The sequence below is a fragment of the Sulfuritalea hydrogenivorans sk43H genome, from assembly GCF_000828635.1.
Lineage (GTDB): Bacteria > Pseudomonadota > Gammaproteobacteria > Burkholderiales > Rhodocyclaceae > Sulfuritalea > Sulfuritalea hydrogenivorans.
Genome location: NZ_AP012547.1, coordinates 2,613,741 through 2,637,452 on the forward strand (window position 1 = coordinate 2,613,741; position 23,712 = coordinate 2,637,452).

General features: G+C 63.0%; 20 protein-coding genes. 14 read left to right on the top strand and 6 right to left on the bottom strand.

Going from position 1 to position 23,712, the window contains the following annotated elements; genetic code table 11:
* The first annotated feature begins 112 nt into the window (after positions 1 to 112).
* The 3 genes from SUTH_RS12545 to SUTH_RS12555 are packed head-to-tail and all read left to right on the top strand — an operon-like array spanning position 113 to position 4,196.
* On the top strand, positions 113 to 1,630 hold the full coding sequence (locus SUTH_RS12545) for a CoA-acylating methylmalonate-semialdehyde dehydrogenase (RefSeq protein ID WP_041099671.1): 1,518 nt from the start codon (positions 113 to 115) through the stop codon (positions 1,628 to 1,630).
* Entirely contained in the window at positions 1,627 to 3,252 is a 1,626-nt protein-coding gene (locus tag SUTH_RS12550) for a GMC family oxidoreductase (RefSeq protein ID WP_041099674.1), read from the top strand. The genes SUTH_RS12545 and SUTH_RS12550 overlap by 4 nt, the downstream gene beginning before the upstream one ends.
* On the top strand, positions 3,249 to 4,196 hold the full coding sequence (locus SUTH_RS12555; RefSeq protein ID WP_041099676.1) for an MBL fold metallo-hydrolase: 948 nt from the start codon (positions 3,249 to 3,251) through the stop codon (positions 4,194 to 4,196). Before SUTH_RS12550 ends, SUTH_RS12555 begins: the two co-directional genes overlap by 4 nt.
* Positions 4,197 to 4,241: 45 nt before the next feature.
* On the opposite strand, the gene SUTH_RS19705 is transcribed toward SUTH_RS12555, so the two are convergent.
* The gene (locus tag SUTH_RS19705) at positions 4,242 to 4,499 is read right to left on the bottom strand and encodes a hypothetical protein (RefSeq protein WP_171817364.1); all 258 of its coding nucleotides are present in this window, start codon (positions 4,497 to 4,499) and stop codon (positions 4,242 to 4,244) included.
* Between the two features lie 120 nt (positions 4,500 to 4,619).
* Here SUTH_RS19705 and SUTH_RS12560 point away from each other — a divergent pair, with 120 nt between their 5' ends.
* The 7 genes from SUTH_RS12560 (at position 4,620) to SUTH_RS12590 (ending at position 13,058) form a co-directional block, all read left to right on the top strand.
* On the top strand, positions 4,620 to 5,159 hold the full coding sequence (locus tag SUTH_RS12560; protein WP_041099678.1) for a cupredoxin domain-containing protein: 540 nt from the start codon (positions 4,620 to 4,622) through the stop codon (positions 5,157 to 5,159).
* A 12-nt stretch (positions 5,160 to 5,171) separates the two neighbouring features.
* On the top strand, positions 5,172 to 6,869 hold the full coding sequence (locus SUTH_RS12565) for a cbb3-type cytochrome c oxidase subunit I (RefSeq protein ID WP_041099680.1): 1,698 nt from the start codon (positions 5,172 to 5,174) through the stop codon (positions 6,867 to 6,869).
* Positions 6,870 to 7,009: 140 nt separating this feature from the next.
* Positions 7,010 to 7,900 carry a heme o synthase gene (gene cyoE, locus SUTH_RS12570; protein WP_052473609.1) on the top strand — a complete coding sequence of 297 codons (891 nt, stop codon included), beginning with the start codon at positions 7,010 to 7,012 and terminating at the stop codon, positions 7,898 to 7,900.
* 17 nt (positions 7,901 to 7,917) lie between these two features.
* The gene (locus tag SUTH_RS12575) at positions 7,918 to 8,796 is read left to right on the top strand and encodes an SCO family protein (protein ID WP_148312931.1); all 879 of its coding nucleotides are present in this window, start codon (positions 7,918 to 7,920) and stop codon (positions 8,794 to 8,796) included.
* Positions 8,797 to 8,900: 104 nt separating this feature from the next.
* Positions 8,901 to 10,463 carry a hydrogenase iron-sulfur subunit gene (locus tag SUTH_RS20365; RefSeq protein ID WP_084207389.1) on the top strand — a complete coding sequence of 521 codons (1,563 nt, stop codon included), beginning with the start codon at positions 8,901 to 8,903 and terminating at the stop codon, positions 10,461 to 10,463.
* A gap of 114 nt (positions 10,464 to 10,577) precedes the next feature.
* Positions 10,578 to 11,093 (top strand): hypothetical protein, encoded by a 516-nt coding sequence (locus tag SUTH_RS12585; protein WP_041099682.1) that lies wholly within the window; start codon positions 10,578 to 10,580, stop codon positions 11,091 to 11,093.
* A gap of 51 nt (positions 11,094 to 11,144) precedes the next feature.
* Complete coding sequence (locus tag SUTH_RS12590) at positions 11,145 to 13,058, top strand: 2Fe-2S iron-sulfur cluster-binding protein (protein ID WP_041099684.1); 1,914 nt, start codon at positions 11,145 to 11,147, stop codon at positions 13,056 to 13,058.
* A gap of 48 nt (positions 13,059 to 13,106) precedes the next feature.
* Here the strand turns inward: SUTH_RS12590 and SUTH_RS12595 are convergent, their stop codons facing one another.
* The 4 genes from SUTH_RS12595 to SUTH_RS12610 are packed head-to-tail and all read right to left on the bottom strand — an operon-like array spanning position 13,107 to position 17,192.
* A complete protein-coding gene (locus SUTH_RS12595; protein WP_231851005.1) occupies positions 13,107 to 13,871 on the bottom strand; it encodes an SDR family oxidoreductase in 765 nt (254 codons plus the stop codon).
* Positions 13,868 to 14,545, bottom strand: coding sequence for an alpha/beta hydrolase (locus SUTH_RS12600; protein ID WP_041102300.1), 678 nt, complete (start codon positions 14,543 to 14,545; stop codon positions 13,868 to 13,870). The genes SUTH_RS12595 and SUTH_RS12600 overlap by 4 nt, the downstream gene beginning before the upstream one ends.
* A 44-nt stretch (positions 14,546 to 14,589) precedes the next feature.
* The gene (locus tag SUTH_RS12605; protein WP_041099688.1) at positions 14,590 to 15,795 is read right to left on the bottom strand and encodes an HD-GYP domain-containing protein; all 1,206 of its coding nucleotides are present in this window, start codon (positions 15,793 to 15,795) and stop codon (positions 14,590 to 14,592) included.
* A 56-nt stretch (positions 15,796 to 15,851) separates the two neighbouring features.
* Positions 15,852 to 17,192, bottom strand: coding sequence for a cbb3-type cytochrome c oxidase subunit I (locus SUTH_RS12610; protein ID WP_171817365.1), 1,341 nt, complete (start codon positions 17,190 to 17,192; stop codon positions 15,852 to 15,854).
* A gap of 96 nt (positions 17,193 to 17,288) precedes the next feature.
* On the opposite strand from SUTH_RS12610, the gene SUTH_RS12615 reads away from it, so the two are divergent.
* The 4 genes from SUTH_RS12615 to SUTH_RS18585 all read left to right on the top strand — a co-directional run bounded on the left by SUTH_RS12615 (position 17,289) and on the right by SUTH_RS18585 (position 21,945).
* Positions 17,289 to 17,873 (top strand): SCO family protein, encoded by a 585-nt coding sequence (locus SUTH_RS12615; RefSeq protein ID WP_041099690.1) that lies wholly within the window; start codon positions 17,289 to 17,291, stop codon positions 17,871 to 17,873.
* Positions 17,874 to 17,886: 13 nt separating this feature from the next.
* On the top strand, positions 17,887 to 18,342 hold the full coding sequence (locus SUTH_RS12620; RefSeq protein ID WP_052473612.1) for a DUF1318 domain-containing protein: 456 nt from the start codon (positions 17,887 to 17,889) through the stop codon (positions 18,340 to 18,342).
* 49 nt (positions 18,343 to 18,391) lie between these two features.
* Positions 18,392 to 20,353 (top strand): pyruvate kinase, encoded by a 1,962-nt coding sequence (locus SUTH_RS12625; protein WP_084207392.1) that lies wholly within the window; start codon positions 18,392 to 18,394, stop codon positions 20,351 to 20,353.
* Positions 20,354 to 20,535: 182 nt separating this feature from the next.
* On the top strand, positions 20,536 to 21,945 hold the full coding sequence (locus SUTH_RS18585; RefSeq protein WP_052473613.1) for a caspase family protein: 1,410 nt from the start codon (positions 20,536 to 20,538) through the stop codon (positions 21,943 to 21,945).
* A gap of 110 nt (positions 21,946 to 22,055) precedes the next feature.
* Here SUTH_RS18585 and SUTH_RS12635 read toward each other — a convergent pair whose 3' ends face one another.
* Positions 22,056 to 23,705: a cytochrome D1 domain-containing protein gene (locus SUTH_RS12635; protein ID WP_148312933.1), complete on the bottom strand. Its 1,650-nt coding sequence runs from the start codon at positions 23,703 to 23,705 to the stop codon at positions 22,056 to 22,058.
* Positions 23,706 to 23,712: the final 7 nt, after the last annotated feature.

Genomic DNA, 23,712 nt, shown 5'->3' on the forward strand with positions numbered 1-23,712 from the left:
CGCTGGATATTAGCGCTGCAAATATCCAGCGCAAGCATTTCTCATTGGATTTCGCACCGGGAACGCGCTCTAATGAGCCTCCCCATCCTCCAATCCCGACCAAGAGAACGCCATGAACCTCCAATTCATCAACGCCGCCGACCTGGTCGGCCACTGGATCAACGGCCATGCCGACGCCGGCGCCGGCACGCGCGTGGGCGAGGTATTCAATCCGGCCGAGGGCCGCGTCGCGCGCCAGGTCGCGCTGGCAACCCGTGCCGACGTCGATCGCGCCGTGGCCGCCGCCCGCGCCGCCTTCGCCGACTGGGGCTCCGCCGCGCCGCAGCGCCGCGCCCGCGTCATGTTCAAGTTCCGCGACCTGGTTGACCAGTATTCGACCGACATCGCCAAGCTGCTCTCCGCCGAGCACGGCAAGACCCTGCCCGACGCGCTGGGCGAGGTGCAGCGCGGCCTCGAAGTCATCGAGTTCGCCTGCGGCATTCCGCAACTGCTCAAGGGCCAGCATTCGCACGGCATCGGCGGCGGCATCGACCACTGGAACCAGCGCATGCCGCTGGGGGTCACGGCCGGAATCACGCCCTTCAATTTTCCCTTCATGGTGCCGATGTGGATGGCGCCGATGGCGCTGGCCTGCGGCAACACCTTCATCCTCAAGCCTTCGGAGCGCGATCCGTCGCCCTCGCTGTTCGCCGCCGAACTGCTGCGCGAGGCGGGGCTGCCGGCGGGCGCCTTCAATGTGATCCAGGGCGACAAGGAAGCGGTCGACGCCCTGCTCGAACATCCCTTTGTTTCGGCGGTGTCCTTCGTCGGCTCGACGCCGATCGCGAAATACATCCAGGCCCACGGCATCGCCCACGGCAAGCGCGTGCAAGCGCTGGGCGGGGCGAAGAACCACATGGTGGTAATGCCCGATGCCGACCTCGACGGCGCCGCCGACGCGCTGATCGGCGCCGCCTACGGTTCGGCCGGCGAACGCTGCATGGCGATCTCGGTCGCCGTCGCCGTCGGCAGCTGCGCCGACGATCTGGTGGCGCGCGTCCTCGCACGGGCGAAGAAGCTGAAAGTCGGCGCTGGCGATGCGGCGAACGTCGAGATGGGGCCGCTGGTGACGGCGGTCCATCGCGACAAGGTGGCCGGCTACATCGCCGCCGGCGTGCAGGAAGGCGCCAAGCTGGTGCTCGACGGCCGCGAAGGCCTCACCGGCGAACTGGCGCAGGGCTTCTTCATCAACCCGACGCTGTTCGACAACGTCACGCCCAACATGAGCATCTATCAGGAGGAAATCTTCGGCCCGGTGCTCTGCGTGGTGCGGGTGCCGACCTTCGCCGCCGCGGTCGAGCTGATCAACCGCCACACGTTTGCCAACGGCGTCGCCTGTTTCACCCGCGACGGCGGCACGGCGCAGGCCTTCATCCAGAAGATCGAGGTCGGCATGGTCGGCATCAACGTGCCGATCCCGGTGCCCATGGCCTGGCATTCCTTCGGCGGCTGGAAGGCCAGCCTGTTCGGCGACCACCACATCTACGGCGAGGAAGGCGTGCGCTTCTACACGCGCTACAAGGCCATCATGCAACGCTGGCCGGGGTCCGAATCGAAAGGCCCCGAGTTTGTCATGCCGGTAAATAAATGACGCAGGCCAGAGATTTCGGCGAGTTCGATTACGTCATCGCCGGCGGCGGCACGGCCGGCTGCGTGCTGGCCAACCGGCTGTCGGCCGATCCCGACGTGACGGTGCTGCTGCTCGAAGCCGGCGGCAAGGACGACTGGATATGGATCCACATCCCGATCGGCTATCTCAAATGCATCAACAACCCGCGCACCGACTGGTGCTACAAGACGGAAGCCGAGCCGGGACTCAACGGCCGCTCGATCATCTACGCCCGCGGCAAGGTGCTGGGCGGCTGCTCGTCGATCAACGGCATGCTCTACCTGCGCGGCCAGGTGCGCGACTACGACGAGTGGGCGCAGGTCACCGGCGATTCGCGCTGGAACTGGGACAGCGTGCTGCCGGTGTTCAGGCAGAGCGAGGACTACTGGGGCGGCGCCGACGAAATGCACGGCGACAAGGGCGAGTGGCGCGTGGAAAAGCAGCGCCTGCACTGGGACATCCTCGACCGCTACACGCAGGCCGCGCAGCAGGCCGGCATCCCGTTCAGGCAGGACTACAACCGCGGCGACAATTTCGGCATCGGCCACTTCGAGGTGAACCAAAAGAAGGGCGTGCGCTGGAATGCGTCGAAGGCCATGCTGCGGCCGGTGCTGCACCGGCCCAACCTGAAGGTGGTGACCGGCGCGCTGATCGACAAGCTCATCCTCGACGGCAAGGAAGCGCGCGGCGTCGAGTTCAGCCTCGACGGTGTGCCACACCGCGTCGCGGCGCGCATCGAAACCCTGCTCACCGCCGGAGCGATAGGCTCGCCGACCATCCTGCAACGCTCGGGCATCGGCCCCGCCAACTTGCTGCATAACCGCGGCGTACCGCTGGTGCATGAGCTGCCCGGCGTCGGCGGCAACCTGCAGGACCACCTGCAGTTGCGCATGATCTTCAAGGTACATGGCATCACCACGCTGAACCAGCGCGCCCACAGCCTGTGGGGCAAGGCGATGATGGGCCTCGAATATGCGCTGTTTCGCTCGGGCCCGCTGTCGATGGCGCCCAGCCAGCTCGGCGGCTTTTTCCACTCTTCGCCCGAGGTGGCGACCCCCGACCTGGAGTTCCACGTCCAGCCGCTGTCGCTGGAGAAATTCGGCGATCCGCTGCACTCTTTCCCGGCCTTCACCGCGAGCGTCTGCAACCTGCGTCCGTCCTCGCGCGGCGTGGTGCATATCCGCGACCGCAACCCGGCGACGGCGCCGGTCATCGCACCGAACTACCTGTCGACCGAAAACGACCGCCGGGTCGCCGCGCGCGCCCTGCGCCTGACGCGCAACATCGTCGCCCAGCCTGCCATGGCGCCCTACCGGCCCGAGGAGCACCAGCCCGGCGCGCAGAAGCAGAGCGACGAGGAGCTTGCAAAAGCGGCCGGCGACATCGGCACCACCATCTTCCACCCGACCTGCACCTGCGCCATGGGCCGGGCCGACGATGTCAACGCCGTGGTCGATCCGGAGCTGCGGGTGCGCGGCATCGGCCGCCTGCGCGTGATCGATGCCTCGATCATGCCGACGATTACTTCCGGCAACACCAATGCGCCGACGGTCATGATCGCCGAGCGCGGCGCGGCGCTGATCCATGCCGCGAGGAAAACATGAACACCTTGATCGACTACAAGAACGGCATCTACGCCTTCGATGCCGGCTACGTCCGCCCGCTACTCGCCGCCATCCATCTGATCGAAAGCGACGGCCGCGTCGCCTTCGTCGATACCGCCAATTTCGAAGTCATGCCGCAGGCGCTGGCGGCACTGGCCGCGCGCGGCCTCGGCCCGGAGGCGGTGGATTACGTGATCCTCACCCACATCCATCTCGACCATGCCGGCGGTGCCGGCGTGATGATGCAAGCCTTCCCCAACGCGAAGCTGGTCGTGCATCCTCGCGGCGCGCGGCACATGATCGAGCCGACCAAACTGATGGCCGGCGTCGAGGGCGTCTATGGCAGGGAACGCGCACTCCGCATGTACGGCAAGCTGATCCCGATTTCCGCCGAGCGCATCATCGAGGCTCACGACAATACGGTCGTGAAGCTCGGTTCGCGCGAATTGCTGTGCATCGACTCGCCCGGCCATGCCCGCCACCACATTGCCATCGTGGACCGCCAGACCGGCGGAATCTTCACCGGCGACACCTTCGGCATTTCCTACCGCGAACTGGATGTCGACGGCCGGCCGCTGATCTTCCCCTCCTCGACGCCGATCCAGTTCGATCCGGACGAGATGCGCGCTTCCATCGAGCGCATGCTCGCCTTCAACCCCGAAGCCGTCTATCTGACGCACTTCAGCCGGCTGGCGCCGCCCGCCGAACTGGGACGCAAGGTGCTGCGCCTGCTCGACCAGTATGTCGCGATTGCCCTTGCCGCCGGCGAAGACGAGGACAAGACGGCGAGCATCCGCGATGGACTGACAAGGCTCCTGCTGACCGAGGCGCACGCCCATGGCTGCCGGTTGAGCGACGAGGAAATCCTTGAAATCTGGCACCTTGACCTGGAACTCAATGCGCAAGGACTGGCCTTCTGGCTCGATGCCCAGGAAGCTGACTGACCGCACAGCGGAATCCCTGCTGCGATTCCGCCAAAACACGCCGGGTTACCCAGAGTAATCATGGGCAAACCAATGCGACGCTTTGCCGCAGCGCAGCATGCAAACCCCTGTGAATACGATGATTTCTTGTCCTGAATCAAATGCCCAAGAACCCGTGTTGGGGTATCCTCGCGCCCCATATGTATCGAGTTTCCGAAAGTTCGTTTCAACCGCGCGCTGCAGCGCGCTCACGTAAAGGGCAGAAACATGGCGAATAACAACGACGAAGATGTTCCCTTCATGCAGAAGTTGCTGGATAACCACTTCCTGCTCCTGTTCCTGGGAGTAGCGTCTCCCGGCGTTCTCTATATCTTGTGGGGCATTGTGGACATCATGAGTGTCCCCCTCGCCAAGTAATCAATCCAGTCAACCAGGGAGAATCATATGAGCGCAATCCTGCCGCCTTCAGAGCGGTTGTGGTGGAAAACACCGATTTCGGGGCAAGAATGGACGTGGATCGGCATCGCCTTCGTCTGGGCCATGATCATGTTCGTCATGATGGTCTATTGGCACATCAACGGTAAGCAGAACCTCTCGAACGAGGTTTACAAGACAACAACCGAAATGTTCACGGCCAAGACGGAAGCCTTCGTCAAGGAAAACACCATTCGTACCGAAACCGATCAGCAGATTCCGGTAGCCAAGCCGAATGCCAAGGGCGAAGCCTTCCTGCTGGCACGTTTGTGGGCCTGGTATCCGATTCTGGAACTGGAAGCCGGCAAGACCTACAAGATTCATCTGTCGTCTGTCGACTACAACCATGGCTTCTCGCTGCAGCCGACCAACATCAATATCCAGGTCATCCCCGGCTATGAGCATGTGGTCAAGATGACACCGACCAAGGCCGGCACCTACGCCATCGTTTGTAATGAATACTGCGGCATCGGGCACCACACGATGCTTGGCCGTATTTACGTGAAATAAGGGGGACCATAGATGGCAACTACTTACCGTACCTGTCCGCGCACCGGGCTGCAGTTCGACCTCGATGCCGACAAACTGATGCGCTGGAACGCCGTAGCCGGCGTGCTCTGGCTTCTCGTGGGCGGCATCACCGCCCTGCTGGTGATTCTGACCCGCTGGCCAGCCATCAAGCTGCTGCCGGCGGATCAGTTCTACCTGATCCTGACGGCCCACGGCATCGACATGCTGATCCTGTGGATCATCTACTTTGAAATGGCGGTGCTCTACTTCGCCTCGTCGACCCTGCTGCGATGCCGACTTGCCACGCCCAAAGTGGCCTGGCTCGGTTTCTGGCTGATGGCAATAGGCGGCATCGTGACCAACGTCGCCATCTTCCAGGGCGAGTCGAGCGTGATGTTCACGTCCTATGTGCCGATGCAGGCCGCGCCGCACTTCTACCTCGGCATCATCCTGTTTGCCGTGGGCGCGCTGATCGGCTGTGGCGTGTTCTTCGGTACGCTGGTGATCGCCAAGCGCGAGAAGACCTACACCGGCTCACTGCCACTGGTTACCTTCGGTGCATTGACGGCGGCCATCATCGCGGTATTCACCATCCTCTCCGGCGCCGCGATTCTGATCCCGACCTTCCTCTGGTCTGTGGGCCTGATCAAGGAAGTCGATCCGCAGCTGTATCGCATGATCTGGTGGGCACTGGGTCACTCCTCGCAGCAGATCAACGTTGCCGCCCACGTCTCGATCTGGTACCTGATCGCCGCCGTGGTGTTCGGCGCCAAGCCGCTGTCGGAAAAGGTCTCGCGCTTCGCCTTCCTGCTCTACATCCTGTTCCTGCAACTGGCCAGCGCGCACCATCTGCTGTCCGACCCGGGCATGAGCGCGGAATGGAAAGTGCTGAACACGTCGTACTTCATGTACTTCGCGGTGCTGGCCTCGATGATCCACGGCTTCACGGTTCCGGGCGCGATCGAAGCGGCGCAGCGCAAGAAGGGCTTCACCAACGGCCTGTTCGAGTGGCTGCGCAAGGCTCCGTGGGGCAACCCATTGTTCTCGGGCATGTTCATCTCGCTGGTCGGCTTCGGCTTCCTCGGCGGCATTTCGGGCGTCGTTCTGGGCACCGAGCAGATCAACATGCTGATGCACAACACCTTCTACGTGCCGGGCCATTTCCATACCACGGTCGTCGTCGGTACCACGCTGGCCTTCATGTCGATCACCTACCTGCTGGTGCCGACGCTGTTCCGGCGTGAAATGATGTTCCCGAAACTGTGCCAGATCCAGCCCTACCTCTACGGTCTCAGCATGTGCGTGCTCGGCCTGGTGATGATGGGCGCCGGCACGCTGGGCGTTTCCCGCCGTCACTGGGACATGGCCTTCTCGGGTGCACCGTTCCAGTATGAGTGGCCGGGTGCCGCTTACCTGATGATGGGTCTCACCGGCATCTTCGGCGTGATCGCGGTCATCGGTGGCGGTCTGTGGATATTCCTGGTGGTATGGTCGCTGTTGTTCGGCAAGAAGCTCGACGGTGGTCCGATCTCCGACAAGCCGACGCCGATTCCGGACCAGACCGCTGCGGCAGCGGCGTCCCACGCGGGTAGCGAAGAGCATATCGGCGTACCGGGCACCGTGGTTCTGGCCATGACGTTGCTGGTCTGCTTCGTCCTCTACTACTTCGTGAATTGGAAGTACCTGTCCGAAGTCTGGGGTCTCAGCTGATCACCTGCTGAACAGGCACAAGGCTTCCCCGCACTCCGGTGCGGGGAACCTGCCTGAATCGGGCTTGGCCAGCAGGCCCGATTCAAGCAGGTTTCAGAAGTGGCAAAAACTACAACGATCCCCCCCCCCAAAGACGCTTGATGGAATCGACGCTGCCCCCCAACAAATCAACCGGCTTCCCCTTCCGTGCCATCATGGGAGTGTTCAAGCTGCGCATCGGCGTCGTAATAACCTTTACCGCACTGGCCGGTTTGTCGGTAAGCGCCGGCCCCAGCCTGAGCCTCGCGCAACTCATCATCCTGACGCTTGCCGTGCTGGTTTCCTCAGCCAGCGCGGGCGCCTTCAACCAGTATTACGAACACGACATCGATCCCCTGATGTCGCGCACCAGCAAACGCCCCTTCGCCACCGGTGAAATCAAACACGGACCGATCTGGCTGCTGATCATTTTCGGGCTGATGGCACTGTCCGTCGCCGCTGCCTGGCTCGCGCTCAATGCCTGGGCCGCGATGTTCACCTTCCTCGGCGCATTCTTCTACGCGATCGTCTATACGGTCTGGCTCAAGCGTCGCACCTGGCTCAACATCGTGTTCGGCGGTCTGGCGGGCAGTTGGGCTGTCCTGGCGGGAGCAACCGCGGCCGATCCGCAGGTCGGCGCCGTGCCGCTTGCCCTCGCCTTCGTGCTCTTTCTGTGGACCCCGCCGCACTTCTGGAGCCTGGCGATTGCCTTTCGCGAGGACTACGCTGCCGCCGGCGTCCCCATGCTGCCGGTGGTCGTCGGCGACAAGCGCGCGGCACAAACCATTTTCGCCAGCACCCTGGCTCTGGTGGCTGCGTCCTTCCTGCCGCTGGCCTTCGGCCTCGGCGCAATCTACTTTGCCGGCGCCGCTGTCGGTGGCGCCCTGTTCATCCAGAAGGCCTGGCGCCTGATGCGGAACACCAACCGTGAAACAGCCATGACCTGCTTCCATGCCTCACTGGCTCAGTTGACTCTGGTACTCACTGCTGCAATCATCGACGCTCGTTTTTAGCCAGGCGTCCCCTCCCCGTGATCCATCATTGTTTTCGTGCTGCGCTTGCAGCGGCCCTGGTCTTTGCAGCGCCTTGCGCCCTGTCGGCCGACAAGCCCGGAGAGCCCAAGCTGGCCCAGCAGCCCCAGGGAGCGCGGACCGGTCTGGTCCTCACCACGCTTGACGAGAAGGCGGCGCTTGAACGCTCGCAGGGCGTGATCGGCAAGCCGGTGGGTGACCATGTACTGCTCGATCGGCAGGAGCGGCCGACACCGCTGGCCAAGTACCGCGGCAAACCCCTGCTGGTGAATTTCATCTACACCGCCTGCTTCAATGTCTGCCCCACCACCACCAAGAATCTGCAAAAGGCCGTCGAGACAACCGTCAGCGTGCTCGGAGCCGATCGCTTCAATATCGTCAGCATCGGCTTCAACCAGCCCTTCGATTCGCCACAAGCCATGAAGGCCTTCGCCACCCAGTACGGCATCCATCTGCCGAACTGGGAATTCCTCAGCCCGGCGGCGGCGATCGTCGACGAATTGACGCGTGATTTCGGCTTCAGCTATGTAGCGACGACCGCCGGCTTCGACCACATGAACCAGGTCACCATCGTTGATGCCGAGGGCAGGATTTTCAGGCAGGTGTATGGCGAGACCTTCACCGCCGCGGACTTGGCGGAGCCGCTCAAGGCGATGATTACCGGCGCGCCGATCCCGCCCCAAATCGGCACCCTGGCGGAAATTGCCGACCGCATCCGGATACTTTGTTCCGTCTATGACCCCACCACCGGCAAATACCGCACCAACTACGCGCTGTATTTCGAGATCGTCGGCTTCATCAGCTTCATGATCTTCATGCTCTGGGTGGCCTGGAGCTTCACGAAAAAACGCCGCGACGACAAGATTCAATCAGGTTGATACGAGTCAAGTCGGATAAGGTCCGGCTCGTATATCATTAACCGCTAATAATCCCCCCGGTAGCCAAATGGTTAACGGGTGCCGGTGTTACGGAATCTCCCAACGTGAGCTTGCACGCAGCCTTGCGCGGCAACGCGCAAACCTTCTTCGAACATATCGAGAATTTTCTCGATGCGTCCTTTGGCGGCACGGATAATCCATTGCGCCATCTGGGCGCTCTCGGCTTGTTTTTTCTCTGGATACTGGTCGCCACCGGGCTCTATCTCTACACGGTGCTCGATACCAGCATCGAAGGCGTCTACAGCTCGATCGGCTACCTGTCGCAGGAACAGTGGTATCTCGGTGGCATACTGCGCAGCCTGCACCGCTACGCATCGAACGGATTCGTGCTGGTCATGATGCTGCATCTGGTGCGGGAATGGGCCTACGGCCGCTATTACGGCTTTCGCCTCTATTCCTGGGTCACCGGCGTACCGCTGATCTGGTTCGCCTACATTTCGGGCATCGGCGGCTACTGGATCGTCTGGGACCGGCTGGCGCAGTTTTCCGCGGTCGCGACCACGGAGCTGCTCGACTGGCTGCCGTTCTTCAACGAACCGACGGCACGCAACTTCCTCATGCCGGATTCGATCAACGATCGATTTTTCACGGTACTGGTGTTCATCCACATCGGCGTTCCGCTGATGCTGATCCTCGGCCTCTGGGCCCACGTCAATCGCATCAGCAAGGTGGACTACCTGCCTTCGCGGCGCGTGATGCTGGCAACCCTGGCCAGCTTTCTGGTGCTGGCCCTGTTCATTCCGGCGCAGAGCCAGGCGCCCGCGAACCTGGCCGTGGTCGCGACCGACCTGCCGCTGAACTGGTTCATCCTCTTCATCCATCCGCTGACCGACATCACATCGCCGGCAGCTGTCTGGACACTCGTCTTCGGCACGACGATCCTGCTCTTCGCCCTGCCCTTCCTGCCTCACCCGGCCGCCCAGCCGATTGCCGTGGTCGATGCGGCCAATTGCAACGGCTGCAGCCGCTGCCACGTCGATTGTCCCTACGAGGCGATCACCATGGCGATTCATCCCGACAAGCCGGGCCACAAGATCGCCATTGTCGATCCCGACAACTGCGCCGGTTGCGGCATCTGCGCCGGCGCCTGTCCGTCATCGACACCGTTCCGCAGCCAGGAACGGCTGGTGACGGGCATCGACATGCCGCAGCAACCGGTCGATGTCATGCGCCAGCAACTCGAAGCCGAAGTGGCACGGCTTTCCGGCAAAACCAGACTGCTTGTCTTCGGCTGCGACAAGGGCGCCGACGTGCGCGGCCTGGCCGCGATGGATACCGCAGCCATCAGCCTGATCTGCACTGGCATGCTGCCGCCCTCCTTCATCGAATACGCCCTGCGCAGCGGCGTCGATGGCATCGTCGTCACCGGCTGCCGCGATGGCGGTTGCGATTTCCGCCTCGGCATGCAATGGACCCGGGAGCGGCTGGCCCACCAGCGCGAACCCTATTTGCGCAGCCTCGTACCCATGGATCGACTGCAAGTGGTCCCCGCGTCGCGCGACGAAGGCATGCAACTCGCCGCCGCCGTGCAAGAATTCAGAACCCAGCTTGAAACCCGAACGGTCACCAGCAGCAGACCTCCCGCCTATTCCCGGAGAAGAATATGACGACATTCCCCCCGGCCCCCTTGCCAAGCAAGGGGGTGACGATTGTTCGCGGGCAATGCCCGCTCCATGCAACTGGCTGTTCCTTCTTGGGGCGGCTCTACGAAGGGACTCATCATGGCTAAACCCGCCGCCATCGTCGGCCAGATCATCCTTTATGGCGCGTTCGCCGCCTTCATCGGCTACTTCGCCACCGCGCCCACCTACAAGCAGATACCCGACGACGTCGCGCTGATCAAGCTCTCGATGAGCCATCTCGGCGGCCGCGAATGTCGCAAGCGCACTGCCGAGGAGCTGGCCAAGCTGCCACCCAACATGCGCGCGCCGCTCGATTGCCCGCGCGGACGTTCCGACATCAAGCTGGTGCTGGAACTCGACGGCAAGCCGATGTTCGAGACCGTGATGCATCCCACCGGGCTTTCCAAGGACGGCGTTTCCACCGTCTACAAGCGCTTCGAAGTGAAGGCCGGCACCTATCGGCTCGCGGTGAAAATGAACGACAATCTGGTCATCAATCGCGACTTCAATTTCGTCAAGGAAGAGCAAGTCACGCTGAAGCCGGCACAGGTGCTGGTGGTCGACTTCAATCCGGACAAGGGCGGCCTGTTTTTCCAGCAAGCCGCCGCGAAATAAGCACCCGGGCACTCAACCGAAACTCTCCATCCTTCTGCGCGGATACAGACCATGCTGACCCTCCTCCAAAAACTCGTGCGCTGGTTTTTCATGCGCGCGGAGAACCTGTTCAATGTCGCCTTCGGCGAAAAGATCAACCCCTTCTACCACCTCGGCACCATCAGCTTCTGGCAGTTCTGGCTGCTGATCGGCACCGGCCTCTACCTCTATGTCTTTGCCGATACCGCGGTGCATGATGCCTACGAGTCGGTCGAGCGCATCACGCATGACCAGTGGTGGGCCGGCGGCATCATGCGCAGCGTGCATCGCTATGCCACCGACGGCATGATCCTGACCATGCTGCTGCACATGATGCGGCACTTCGCCTATGACCGCTACCGCGGCTTCCGCTGGTTCTCCTGGGCCACCGGCATCGGCCTGATCTGGCTGGTGTATATCTCCGGCCTCAACGGCTTCATGCTGGTGTGGGACAAGCTGGCGCAGTTCGTCGTCGTCGCCACCGCCGAGTGGTTCGACATCCTGCCGATGTTCAACGGCACCCTGATCCGCAATTTCATCTACCAGGAAAACGTCACCAGCCGGCTGTTCACGCTGCTCGCCTTCATCCACATCGGCGCGCCGCTGATTGCCGGCGTCATCGCCTGGGTGCATGTGCAGCGCGTGCCGCGCGCCCACGTCAATCCGCCGCGCGAGATCGCCATCGCCTTTACCCTGATGTTTGTCGTTCTGGCGCTGGTCAAGCCGGTGGTGAGCCAGGGCGGTGAAGCAGACATGCTGGTGGTGCCGACCAACATCGCCTTCGACTGGTTCCAGATGCCGGTGCTGGCGCTGGTCTATGTCGTCGATCCGCTGTATCTGTGGTTCGGCATCGTCGGCTTGTCCGTGCTGCTGTTCCTCGCGCCATGGCTGCCGCCCAAGCGCATGGGCGCGGCCCCGGCCGAAGCCGTCGTCACCTTCCATCCCGACCACAGGACCGTCGCCATCCGCTTCGACGAAACCCTGCTCGATGCCGGCCTGCGCCATGACATCAACCTGCCTTACGAGTGCCGCAACGGCGGCTGTGGCCAGTGCAAATGCACGGTGCTCTCCGGCAATGTCGATCCGGGCCTGTACCAGCCGAACGCCCTTTCGGCCGAGGAACGCGCGGCGGGCAAGGTGCTGCTGTGCTGCGCCACGGCACTGGGCGACGTCGAAATCGAGTACGCGGCACCAGCGGTGCCCAGTGCGATTCGCCAGTACACCGCCCACGTGGTGACCATGGAAAGGCTGACCCACGACGTCATGCGCGTCATGCTCAAGCTGCCGCACGGGCAACAGATTTCGTTCAGGGCCGGGCAGTACATCAACATCATCCTCGACGACGGCCAGCGCCGCGCCTTCTCCTTCGCCAATCCGCCCCATCAGCCCGACCTGATCGAACTGCAGATCCGCCTGATGCCGGGCGGTCGCTTCACTACCCATGTGTTCGAACACATGAAGGAAGACGATGCCGTGCAGTTCGAAGGCCCGCTGGGCGATTTCTCGCTGCGCGAATCCGAGCGGCCGATCGTCTTCGTCGCCGGCGCCACCGGCTTTGCGCCGGTCAAGAGCATGGTCGAAGATGCCTTCCATCGCGGTCTCAAGCGCCCCATCTACCTCTATTGGGGCGTGCGCAAGCTGGCCGACCTGTATCTGCCGGACCTGCCGCAACGATGGGCGCGCGATCACGAGAATTTCCACTTCATCCCCGTGCTCTCCGATGCCACGCCCGAAGATAACTGGAGCGGCCGCACCGGGCTGGTGCACGAGGCCATTCTCGAAGACTTCCCGGATCTCAGGGGCAAGGAGATTTACGCATGCGGCTCGGTAAAGATGGTCGAGGCGATCTTCCCGTCGCTGAAGAACCAGGGCGCAGAGGAAGGCATGTGCTTCTCCGATGCCTTCACCGTCTCGGCGCGTTCGATGGCATTCCAGCCGAAGCAGTAGGCGCCGTATCGCCGGCGCCGACTCCTGAAAGGGAGTTGGCGCGCGGCGTCAGCGTCCGCCGGCAACGTCGATCGATGCGCCGGTCGTGTAAGAGGCCGCGTCGGAGAGCAGCCACAGCACGGCCCGCGCAACCTCTTCGGCGGTTCCGCCGCGCCTCATCGGAATTGCGTCCTTCACTCGCTCCACCCGGCCGGGCTCACCGCCGCTGGCGTGGATGTCCGTGTAGATGACACCGGGACTGACGGCATTGACGCGGATGCCTTCGGCAGCCACTTCCTTAGCCAGACCAACGGTGAAGGTATCGATCGCCCCCTTCGATGCCGCATAGTCGACGTACTCGCCGGGCGCCCCGAGGCGTGACGCGCGCGAGGACAGGTTGACGATGGCGCCGCCGGCTCCGCCATGCCTGGTCGACATCCTGCGTATGGCTTCCCGGGCGCAGATGAAGCTACCGATCACGTTGGTGGCAAAAATCCGGCCGATGCGCGCGGCATCCATGTCCTCGACCCGGCCCTGCCTTTCCAGAATTCCCGCATTGTTGACCAGGGCGGTGACGCGCCCCAGCGATGCATCGACCTGGCCGAAAAGCCTGACGACATCCTGCTCCACGGCAACGTCTGCCTGGACGGCAAGGGCCACGCCGCCTTTTGCGGCAATCGAGGCAACCAGCTCATCGGCAGCGGCCTGGTTGCTCAGGTAACTCAGGCAAACCGCGTAGCCATCCGCTGCCGCAAGGCGCGCGATGGCCGCACCGATCCCCCTGCCGCCGCCGGTGACGATCAACACCTTCTTCATGCCCGGACGGGATGTCATGCGGCTGCCATCCGTTCCATGAGCCAGCGCCCGATCTCCCGGACTTCCTCAAGGCAGACGGAATGCGGCATCGGATATTCGTGCCACTCGATCCGGTAGCCATGGCGCGCCAGGAAATCCCGCGCGCGGATTCCCAGTTCGGGCGACACCACATCGTCCTCGCTGCCGTGGGCCGCAAAAATCGGCACCGCCCGGTTGGCAGCCGTCGCCTCCCCTTCAAGCAGCTTCGGCGTCGGAATGTAGGTCGAAAGCGCAATGACGCCCGCCAGCGACTCGGGATGCGTCAGTGCCGACGTGTAGGCCACCGCCCCGCCCTGCGAAAAGCCCGCCACGAAAATCCGCGCGCAAGGCACGCCGCGCCGGTTTTCCCTCTCGATCAGGCGGCGTATCGACTGCCGGGAAGAGAGGATTCCGGCGGTGTCTACGACACGACTGTCGCTGTCGAGCGAAATGATGTCGTACCAGGCCGGCATCACGTAACCCCCGTTACAGGTCACGGCGATGCTGGGCGCATGCGGAAAGATGAAGCGGATTCCGTGACTGCCATCCAGTCCCAGTTCCGGCACCACAGCCTCGAAATCCGAGCCATCGGCGCCCAGGCCATGCATCCAGATCACCGAGAACCGCGGGCTTGCGGCGGTCGTCACTTCGATGGCGGGAAGCACCTCGGCCATGTCGCCGTGCGCTGTGGAGTTTCCGGCATTCATCGCAGGAATGGCTATTGCATATAGCGGCCGGGGTCGATGCCCCACTTCTCCGGCACTGCGTGACCGACGATCCTGTCGTCGGACGCCTTCGCCAGATCGATTTCCCGCGGGGTGACGTAGAGACCGAGCTTGCTGTCGAAAATCACCTTGACCAGCGGATGCAGCAGGCTGCTTGCCGCCTGTTCGAGGACGATGCCGATGCGACCGGATTCGAGCATCACCAGTGTGCCGACCGGGTAGATGCCGATGGCGCGCATGAACTGTTGCACCAGCAGCGGATCGAAGTGGAACTTGCTCCACTCGAATATCTTGCGCAGCGCCTCGTGCGGCGCCATGCCCTTGTGATAGACCCGATTCGACGTAATGGCATCGTAGACATCGCAGATCGCCGCCATGCGACCCATTTGGGAAATCTCCTCGCCCTTCAGTCCCAGCGCATAGCCCGAACCGTCGTGGCGCTCGTGGTGCTCGCGGGCGACCAGGATCGATATTTCGCCGATGCCGGGCGTCTCTTCGAGGATGGATTTGCTCTCGACGACATGGCCCTTCATGATCCGGAACTCCTCGTCGGTGAGCGCACCGGGCTTGTTGAGTATCCGATCCGGAATCCGCACCTTCCCGATGTCATGCAACAGGCCGCCGACGCCGGCAAGGCGGGTAGTCTCCGCATCAAGTCCCGTGGCATGGCAGAAGGTCACCAGCAGCGCGCAGACGGAGACGGAATGCTGGAAGGTATAGTCGTCCTTGTTCTTGACCCGGCACAGCGAGAGCAGCGCGCCCGAATTGCGCAGGATGGATTCGGTCAGCTGTTCGACCACCGGTTCCACCGCCTCGACCTCCACCTGCTTGCCGAGGCGCACATCGTTCATGATGTTGTGGATGAGCTTGTTGGCCTCGGTCTGCACTTTCTCCGCGCGCCCCATTTCTTCGCGCACGCTGGCCCGACGCTGGGGCACATCCTCCGCCGCCACGCGCAGCATCTCGGCCTCGATCTCCTTCCGCACGTCGTGCTCGGTCGGCGCGTGGGCCACGTCGTGGCCTTTGGACGGGTCGATATAGACTTCGCGGATGCCGCTGTCGACGATCTCGCGTATCGTCGCCTCGTCATCCACCGCGAAGTGGTTGCGGACAAAAGGATGATCCATCCACCCGGCGCCGAGGTCGGCGATGTACATGCCGGGTTTCAGTTCCGCAACGGGGATCTTTTTGTTGGGCATGGCCCATTCTAGTGGAATCGGGGTGCGGCCCGGAACCGGCGAAAATGGGCGCTAACTCATGGCTTGCGCGGCAGCATCACCTTGAGGCAAACCAGCACGAACATGATGCCGCCGATCACCGCGATCAGGCCGCCAAGACCCATCATGCCCATGCCGATCTTCTGCGGCAGCGTGGTCAGGGCCTGCTCGGCGCCGGCCACCTTGCGCTGCACGCCGTAGCCGCCGGACCAGGCCAGGCCGAGCACATGAATCAGCTGTCCGCCGCCATACACATAGGGCTGCCAGCGCGCCATTTTTCCCTCGACCTCGCCGAAGCCCAGTTGCGGCAGCAGCACATAAGCCAGGCCCATGAAAGCCAGCGTCACGCCGACCGTGGAGCCGTGATAGTGCGCCGGGATCACCACGTTGGCGCCCTGGATCATGTAAGCCAGCACGCCGCCGACTGCGAACAGCGAAAACGAGGCGATGAACGCCGATTTCGCCGCATGCGGCGCCACCTTGCGCATCGCCATCAGGCCAAGGAAGCCGACCAGAATCAGCGGCGCCATGTACGGGTGGCCCCAGATCATCAGCTTGGCGAAAAGCTCCATGTGCGGCAGTTCGCCGGCCGGAATGGTCAGGTAGATCGCCGGCACCACCAGCAGCGGCAGCGCAGCGATCCAGAACATCACCGACAACGCGCGCGGCGAAACGATGCCGCCGGCGCCCAGACTGGCCGCGATCGACAGCCAGGCCACCACCATCAGCAGCGCGTGCTGGAATTGCAGCGTGTGGCCGCCGCCCCAGAACAGCACCTCGAAGTAGAGCTTTGGCTCGATTTCGGCGTCGCGCGGCACGATCAGCCACGACCAGACAAAAGCCATCAGCGCCAGGGCGGCCGCCACCGCGCCGAGAAAGGCGCCGAGTTGCAACGGTGCGCCGAAGAAAGGACGCGGCCAGGTGGTGATCAGCGCGCGCAGCACGGCGAGGCTGAAGCCCGCGCCGCAGATCCACAAGGAAGCGTAGAACACCTTCTGCTGCAACACCGGAATGTAATTGTTGAGCACCGGATCGGCGCCCGGCAGGAAAGGCGAAACCGTCATTACCGCGGTACCCAGCGCCGCCAGCACGAAGCCGCCCCAGCCCAGCCACGGCACGCCGTCACGTCCCAGGGCGCTCCAGATCACCGCGGCGAAGGCCATGAACCAGACCGCAACGGAAAGGTCCACGTGAACAACCAGCGCCGAGCGGAAGAAATCCTTCAGCGGAAAGACATCCTGAATCCCCGGCGTGCGCGACAACACCAGCAGGATGGCCAGCAGGCCGGAACCGATCAGGGCCATCAGCCCCAACCACAACCATGCCCTGGCAAGGGTTTTTGGCGCCCCGCCGGAAACCGTGACGATATGCGAATTCACTATTGCTCCGCGAAAAATGAGAGAAGTATACGGCAAGGGCCGCGCGTAAAACCGGGTAAACTGCTTATTGACCTGACTACCACCCATTCCGTTTCCATGAAGCTGCTGTCGGCCCTCCTTTTGTCCATCGCCCTGCTGCTGGCCGGATGTTCCGAGCCGAAGCGCTTTGTCTCCACCGATCTTTCGATGGTGGACTGGGGCAAGGATTTCAGCCTCACCGATCACAAGGGCCAGCCGCGCCGGCTCGCCGATTTTCGCGGCAAGGCCGTGGTGCTGTTCTTCGGTTATACCCAGTGCCCCGATGTCTGCCCCACCACGCTGACCATCATGCGCGACGCGATGACGCTGCTCGGCGAAGACGCCAAACGCGTACAGGTGCTGTTCGTCACCGTCGATCCGGCGCGCGATACCCCGCAACTGCTGGCCCAATATGTACCCGCGTTCAATCCGGACTTCCTCGGCCTCTATGCCGACGAAAAAACCATCGCGGCGCTGGCGAAGGATTTCAAGGTGTTCTATGCCAAACAGCCGGGCTCGACGCCCGATACGTACAGCATCGACCACTCCACCGGCAGCTATGCCTTCGACCCGAACGGCAAGCTGCGACTGTTGCTGCGGCACGGCGAAGCGCCCGCCAACGTGGCCGCCGACCTCAAACTGCTGCTCAGCGAAAAACAGTGACACAAGGACCCCGATGAAATTTAAACGCTACGCCCTCCTGTTTGCCTGCCTCGCCCTCCCCGTCGCGGCGGCCGATTCTGCAAAAGATTCCGCCAAAGACGCCGCCAAACCAGCCATCAATCTGGACATCGGCGCGCCGACGGTCATTGTCGTCAAGCATTCGCTGACGCAACGCACCTCGCGCCTGGTGCGCTTTTACGAAGCCGGCGAAATCGGCCTCGGACACGACGGCCTCATCTACCTGCGCGACAACTCCAGGATGTCGCTGGCCAAGCGTCAGATTGCGGAAAAGCTCATTGATGCGGAAAACCCCGAGCGCAGGGCCCTGATCCAGGCCCTCGCCGACAGCAACCACCGGCGCGACGCCGAGCCTGAAATCTGGGAACTGATGCGCGAACGCTGGAACAAGCAGTGGAAATCCGGCTGGTGGCTGCGCGACGCACAAGGCAAGTGGAGCAAGAAACCCTGATCCGGCAGGACGGCTGTCACCGAATCCCTGAAGAAGCCAACCCCGCATCATGGCTGCGAAAACTCCTCATCCGATAAAAAAATCGCGAGGCAAACATGGCGCGGCAAAGACGGCGCCACGCCCTGCCGCCATTTCAGGCGTACAGGACCCGGACACCTGGGATGAAGCCGCCTGCGATGGCATCATCGGGCAACTGTGGACGCTGCGCGACAAATTGCTGGCCTACGAGAACAGCCTGGCGCCCCAACTGGACAAGCTCGACCCCGGCCATCGGGCCAGCGCCCGCAATTTCGCCCACTACCTGCGCTTGCGCCAGAGCGATCGCCGCCCGCTGCAGGAATCGCTGGCCCGCGTCGGCCTGTCCTCGCTCGGGCGCGCCGAATCCCACGTCCTGGCCAACCTCGACAAGGTCCTCGGCATTCTGCACCGGATGACCGGCAAGCCCTGGCGCCCACCCTTGCAGGACGAGCCCGCGGGCATGGGAAGCAGCCGGAAGCTGCTCGAACGGCACACCGACGAACTGCTCGGAGCGCCGCCTCCGGGACGGGCGGTACGCATCATGGTCACCCTGCCGAGCGAAGCCGCGGCCGATTTCGGCATGATCCGGCAACTGGTGCAGTCCGGCATGGACATCGCCCGCATCAACTGCGCCCATGACGGACCGGACGCGTGGCGGGCCATGGCCGCCAACGTCCGCCGTGCAGCCAGGGCGGAACGGCGGCCGGTGCGCATCCTCATGGATGTCGGCGGACCAAAGCTGCGCACCGGCATCATTCCCGCGGGCGCCCCCGTGCTCAAGCTGCGGCCCCTGCGCGACGGGTTCGGCCGCGTCGTCACGCCCTGCCTCGTCGGTTTGCGCGCCAGCGGAGCGAGCCTGCCGATCGCCGGCGCGCAAGCCCACATCGGTGTCGACGCCGCCTGGCTCGAACAGCTTGAACCCGGCGACCATCTCGACCTGACCGACGCGCGCGGCGCCAAACGCAGCCTGCTGGTAGTGCAATGCGAAGATGCCGGCGTCCTCGCGGAATGCACCCGGACGGCCTACCTGGTCCCGGAAACCCGGCTCAAGCGCCGGCGCAAGGGCGCTCGCCCGCGCAGCAGCGACGTGTCCGACCTGCCCAGTCCGGAAGGCAGCCTGGAACTGGTGCGCGGCGCAATCCTGCGCCTGACGCGCGATGCCAATCACGCGCCGGTTTTCAAGTCGAAGAAAAAGCAGCGGCAGCCGGTTCCCGCCGTCGCATGCACCCTGCCCGAAATCTTCAAGGACGTCTGCGTCGGCGAACGCATCTGGTTCGACGACGGACGCATCGGCGGCGTGATCCGGCGCATTGAAAAGGACTGGCTCGAAGTCGAAATCACCCATGCCCGCGACTGCGGCGAAAAGCTGGCCGGCGACAAGGGCATCAACCTGCCGGACAGCCAGCTCAAGCTGCCGGCCCTGACCGCGAAGGACATCGAGGATCTGGCCATCGTCGCCGAGGAAGCCGATCTGGTCGGGCTGTCGTTCGTGCAGCGCGCCAGCGACATCACGACGCTACGCGCCGGCCTGCGCCAGCTTGGCAAGCCGGACCTCGGCATCGTGCTCAAGATCGAAACACGACGGGCCTTCGAGAACCTTCCCGAACTGATGTTCGCGGCGATGGCCTGCAAGGCGGCCGGAATCATGATCGCGCGCGGCGACCTCGCCGTCGAATGCGGCTACGAACGCCTCGCCGAAGTGCAGGAGGAAATCCTCTGGGCTGCCGAAGCCGCGCACATGCCGGTGATCTGGGCCACCCAGGTTCTCGAAACGCTGGCCAAAACCGGCCTGCCCTCGCGCGCCGAAATCACCGATGCCGCCATGGGCGAGCGCGCGGAATGCGTGATGCTCAACAAGGGGCCGCACATCACCGAAGCCATGCGCACCCTGGACGACATCCTGCGCCGCATGCAGGCACATCAGGCCAAGAAGCGGCCGCTGCTGCGCGCACTGCGCGCATGGTCCCTGCCGTCGGAAATCCAGAGCCAGTAGCGCGAACGGCTAGCGACCCGGAGTCAAACCGTGCCGCGCAGGTTTGACTGATGCATCCGCAAGAATTGCCGTCCTGCCGGCCTGGTCGCGCAAGGTAATTTTGGCGCGGCAAACAGGCCCGCTTCAGCCCTCTCCAGTAAAATGGTCTGATCATGCACCCTGGGTCATTCCTTCTAGCCCTGTTGCTGCTGTTCTGGAACGGCCTTGCCGGCGCCGCGCCGGACAGCCGCAACCTGCAAGTCGCGGCCGGCGGCGAGAAGCGCGTCGCGTTGGTCATCGGCAACAGTGCCTATCCCGGCCTGGCGGCCCTCAAGAACCCCGTCAATGACGCCAGCGACATCGCGGCCAAGCTCAGGAGTCTTGGCTTCGACGTCACGCTCAAGACCAATGTCAATCTCAAGCAAATGCTGCGCGCCATGACGGAGTTCGGCGGCAAACTCTCGGATGGCAGTGTCGCCTTGTTCTTCTACGCTGGCCACGGCATGCAGGTGCGCGGCAAGAACTACCTGATCCCCGTCGATGCCGAAATCCTCAGTGAAGCCGCCGTCAGCAGCGAAGCCGCTGATGCTGACCAACTGCTCGATAAACTCGCGCCTGCTCGCGTCAGCATGGTCATCCTCGACGCCTGCCGCAACAACCCCTTCGAACGCAAGTTCCGCAGCAGCGGCGGTGGCGGTCTTGCGCAGATGAATGCACCGGCGGGTACCCTGGTGGCTTACGCCACTGCTCCAGGCAAGACTGCGTCGGATGGAACGGGCCGCAATGGTCTTTACACCCAGGAACTGCTCCGTGCCATGGGTGAGCCCAACCGGAAGGTCGAGGACGTCTTCAAGCGTGTCCGCACCAACGTGCTCAAGAAGAGCGGGGAAACCCAGATCCCATGGGAGTCCTCCAGCCTGACTGGCGATTTCTACTTCATGCCGGGAGCTGCACTGACGCCATCCCTTGCTGCGCCTGAAACGCCTCCTCCGCCTGCAACGGCTGTTGATGAAGCCGAAAGGATGCTTTGGCAGGCAGTCGAACAGAGCAACAACCCGGCCGATTATGAAATCTATCTGAAGCAGTATTCTCGCGGCCACTATGTTCAGCTGGCGATGGCGCGCCTTGATCAACTCAAGGAGGAAGCAGCCACGCAGGAGGAATCAAATGCCTGGAAGACAGCTGAACAGGGGAGTAAAGCCGATGTTGCAACCTACCTGGAACGCTTTCCGAATGGAAAATATGCCGGCCTGGCACGACTGCGGCTGGCCAGGATTCAGACGGAAGAAACAAAGGCGACAGACATCTATGTGGGGAAATGGATTTGTGTCATGAAGGCTGCGACCGGACCCGGCCACACGTGCCATTTTGAAATCACTCGCGGCAGGAACAACGATATTCTGATTGCCGGTGCCTACGAATGGAAAGGATTTATTGGAGCTGGCGTGAAAAAGCCGTTTTCGAATGCGCGGCTTTTAGATGATCAGCTTGAGTTTCAAATAGTGAATATCAGTGACCACCCGAATAGCACGGTAAAACTTCGTCCTGTCAGTGCTTCCCGGCTTGAAGGCACGGTAAATGACAGTAGTTTGATCTACGCGACGAAGCAATAGTGCAATGAAAATCTCAAGGCTGATGCGAAATTAATGGCCTGATATTTGATCTGACAGCAGGCCGAATAGTCTGACAGTGTGACTGCACGAGGCGGCAATCCCCGCCAGCCTCAGTGGCTGGTTCCCTCCGAGCGCATGATCTTGTTGTAGAGGTTGTATTTCCCGACCGGCTTGTCCATCGGGATGCGCTTCACTTCCTTGAAGGTGGCCGCGTCGAACACGATCAGCGCGCCGCCGTCGGCCTTGCGCTCCCACAGGCTGGCCAGCACGTACTTGCCGTCGCGAGTGAACTCGACGTGGGCCAGGGTCTTGCCCGGGTTGGTCTTCACCTCGGCGACTTTCTCCAGAGTGCGCTTGTCGATCACCTGCAGCGTGTCCTTGCCTTTCGACATCATCGAGTCGGTCCACGCATAGGGCGTGTTCTCGTGGCTGCGCATGAAAAAGCCGGGGCCGAGGGTCGGAATGGTCTTGATCGTGCTCCAGTCCTTCATGTCGATCACCGTGATGAGGCCTTCCTTGAGGTTTGGCGTGGCCATCACCATGCGATCCTGCGCCCCCTGCGGCGGCTTGTAGTTCCAGGTGATGCCGGAACCCAGGTGCGGCATGCCGGGGAGTTTGAGGTCGGCGATCTTCTTGCGCACATCGAGGTGCACCACCTGGCCCTTGCCCGCCTCGCGGCTGGAACCCATCAGTTCGGAATAATTCTGGGTGAAGAAGAAATCGTCGAGCGGCTCGGTGAGGAAGGTGCGGCGCGGATTCAGGAAGCCGGGGATGAAGCTGCCTTCCTTGTACTTGAAGTCGTGGATCATGCCGACGGGGATGTCGTCGGCCTTGGGGTTGTAGCTGATCTCCCACACCTCGGGCACGTCCTTCAGCGCGGCAACGAAGCTCTGGCGCGGCGCGGCGTCATATACCGCCGAGACGCGCGAGCTTTCCTTGCGGTCCTTGTCCAGCACCGGATGCACCTTGAGCAGGTTGAGGTCGGCGTCGAGCAGCACCAGTGTGTGCGGCAGGTAGTTGGCCACCGCGAGGTATTTGCCGTCGCCGGAGACGGCGACGTTGCGCGTATTGATGCCGGCGCGGATCTCGGCCACCACCTTGAGGTTCCAGATGTCGAACTTGGTGATCCAGCCGTCGCGCGAGGCGAAGAACACGTAGCGCCCGTCGGGCGTGAACTTCGGCCCGCCGTGCAGGGCGTAGCGCGAAGGGAAACGGTGGATCGGCTCCAGCTTGTCGCCGTCGAGAATGGTGACGTGGTGGTCGCCAGTCTCGACCACGATGAACAGGTTCATCATGTCCACGCCCTGGAACACCTCGGCCGGCTTGGCCGACAGGCTGCCCGGTGCGAAATTGACGATGCGCGAAGCCTTGATGTCGGCCTCGGAGAGAGTCGGCGCTGGCGACACGGCGGTATAGATGTAGTCGGCCAGCGCGGCGATCTCATCCTTGTTGAGGCGGTCCGCAAAACCCAGCATCTGGGTCGCGGCGCGGCCTTCGGTAATGGTCTTGATCGCCTCGGGCTTGCGCAAGCGCGCCAGACTCTCCGGCAGCAACGCCGGCCCCGTCACACCGAGCCGGCCGGGACCGTGGCAGACGGCGCAATGCTGCTGGTAAAGCGGCGCTGGATCGGCCGCGATCGACGACGCGGCAATTGCGGCCAGGCCGCAAAGCAGGCCCAGATGCCGCATCAGATTCCGCACCGAAAGCCTTGTTCCCGCTCGCGGCGCTGCCGACATGCCGACTGTATGTTGGTTTTTCATTCCGGAC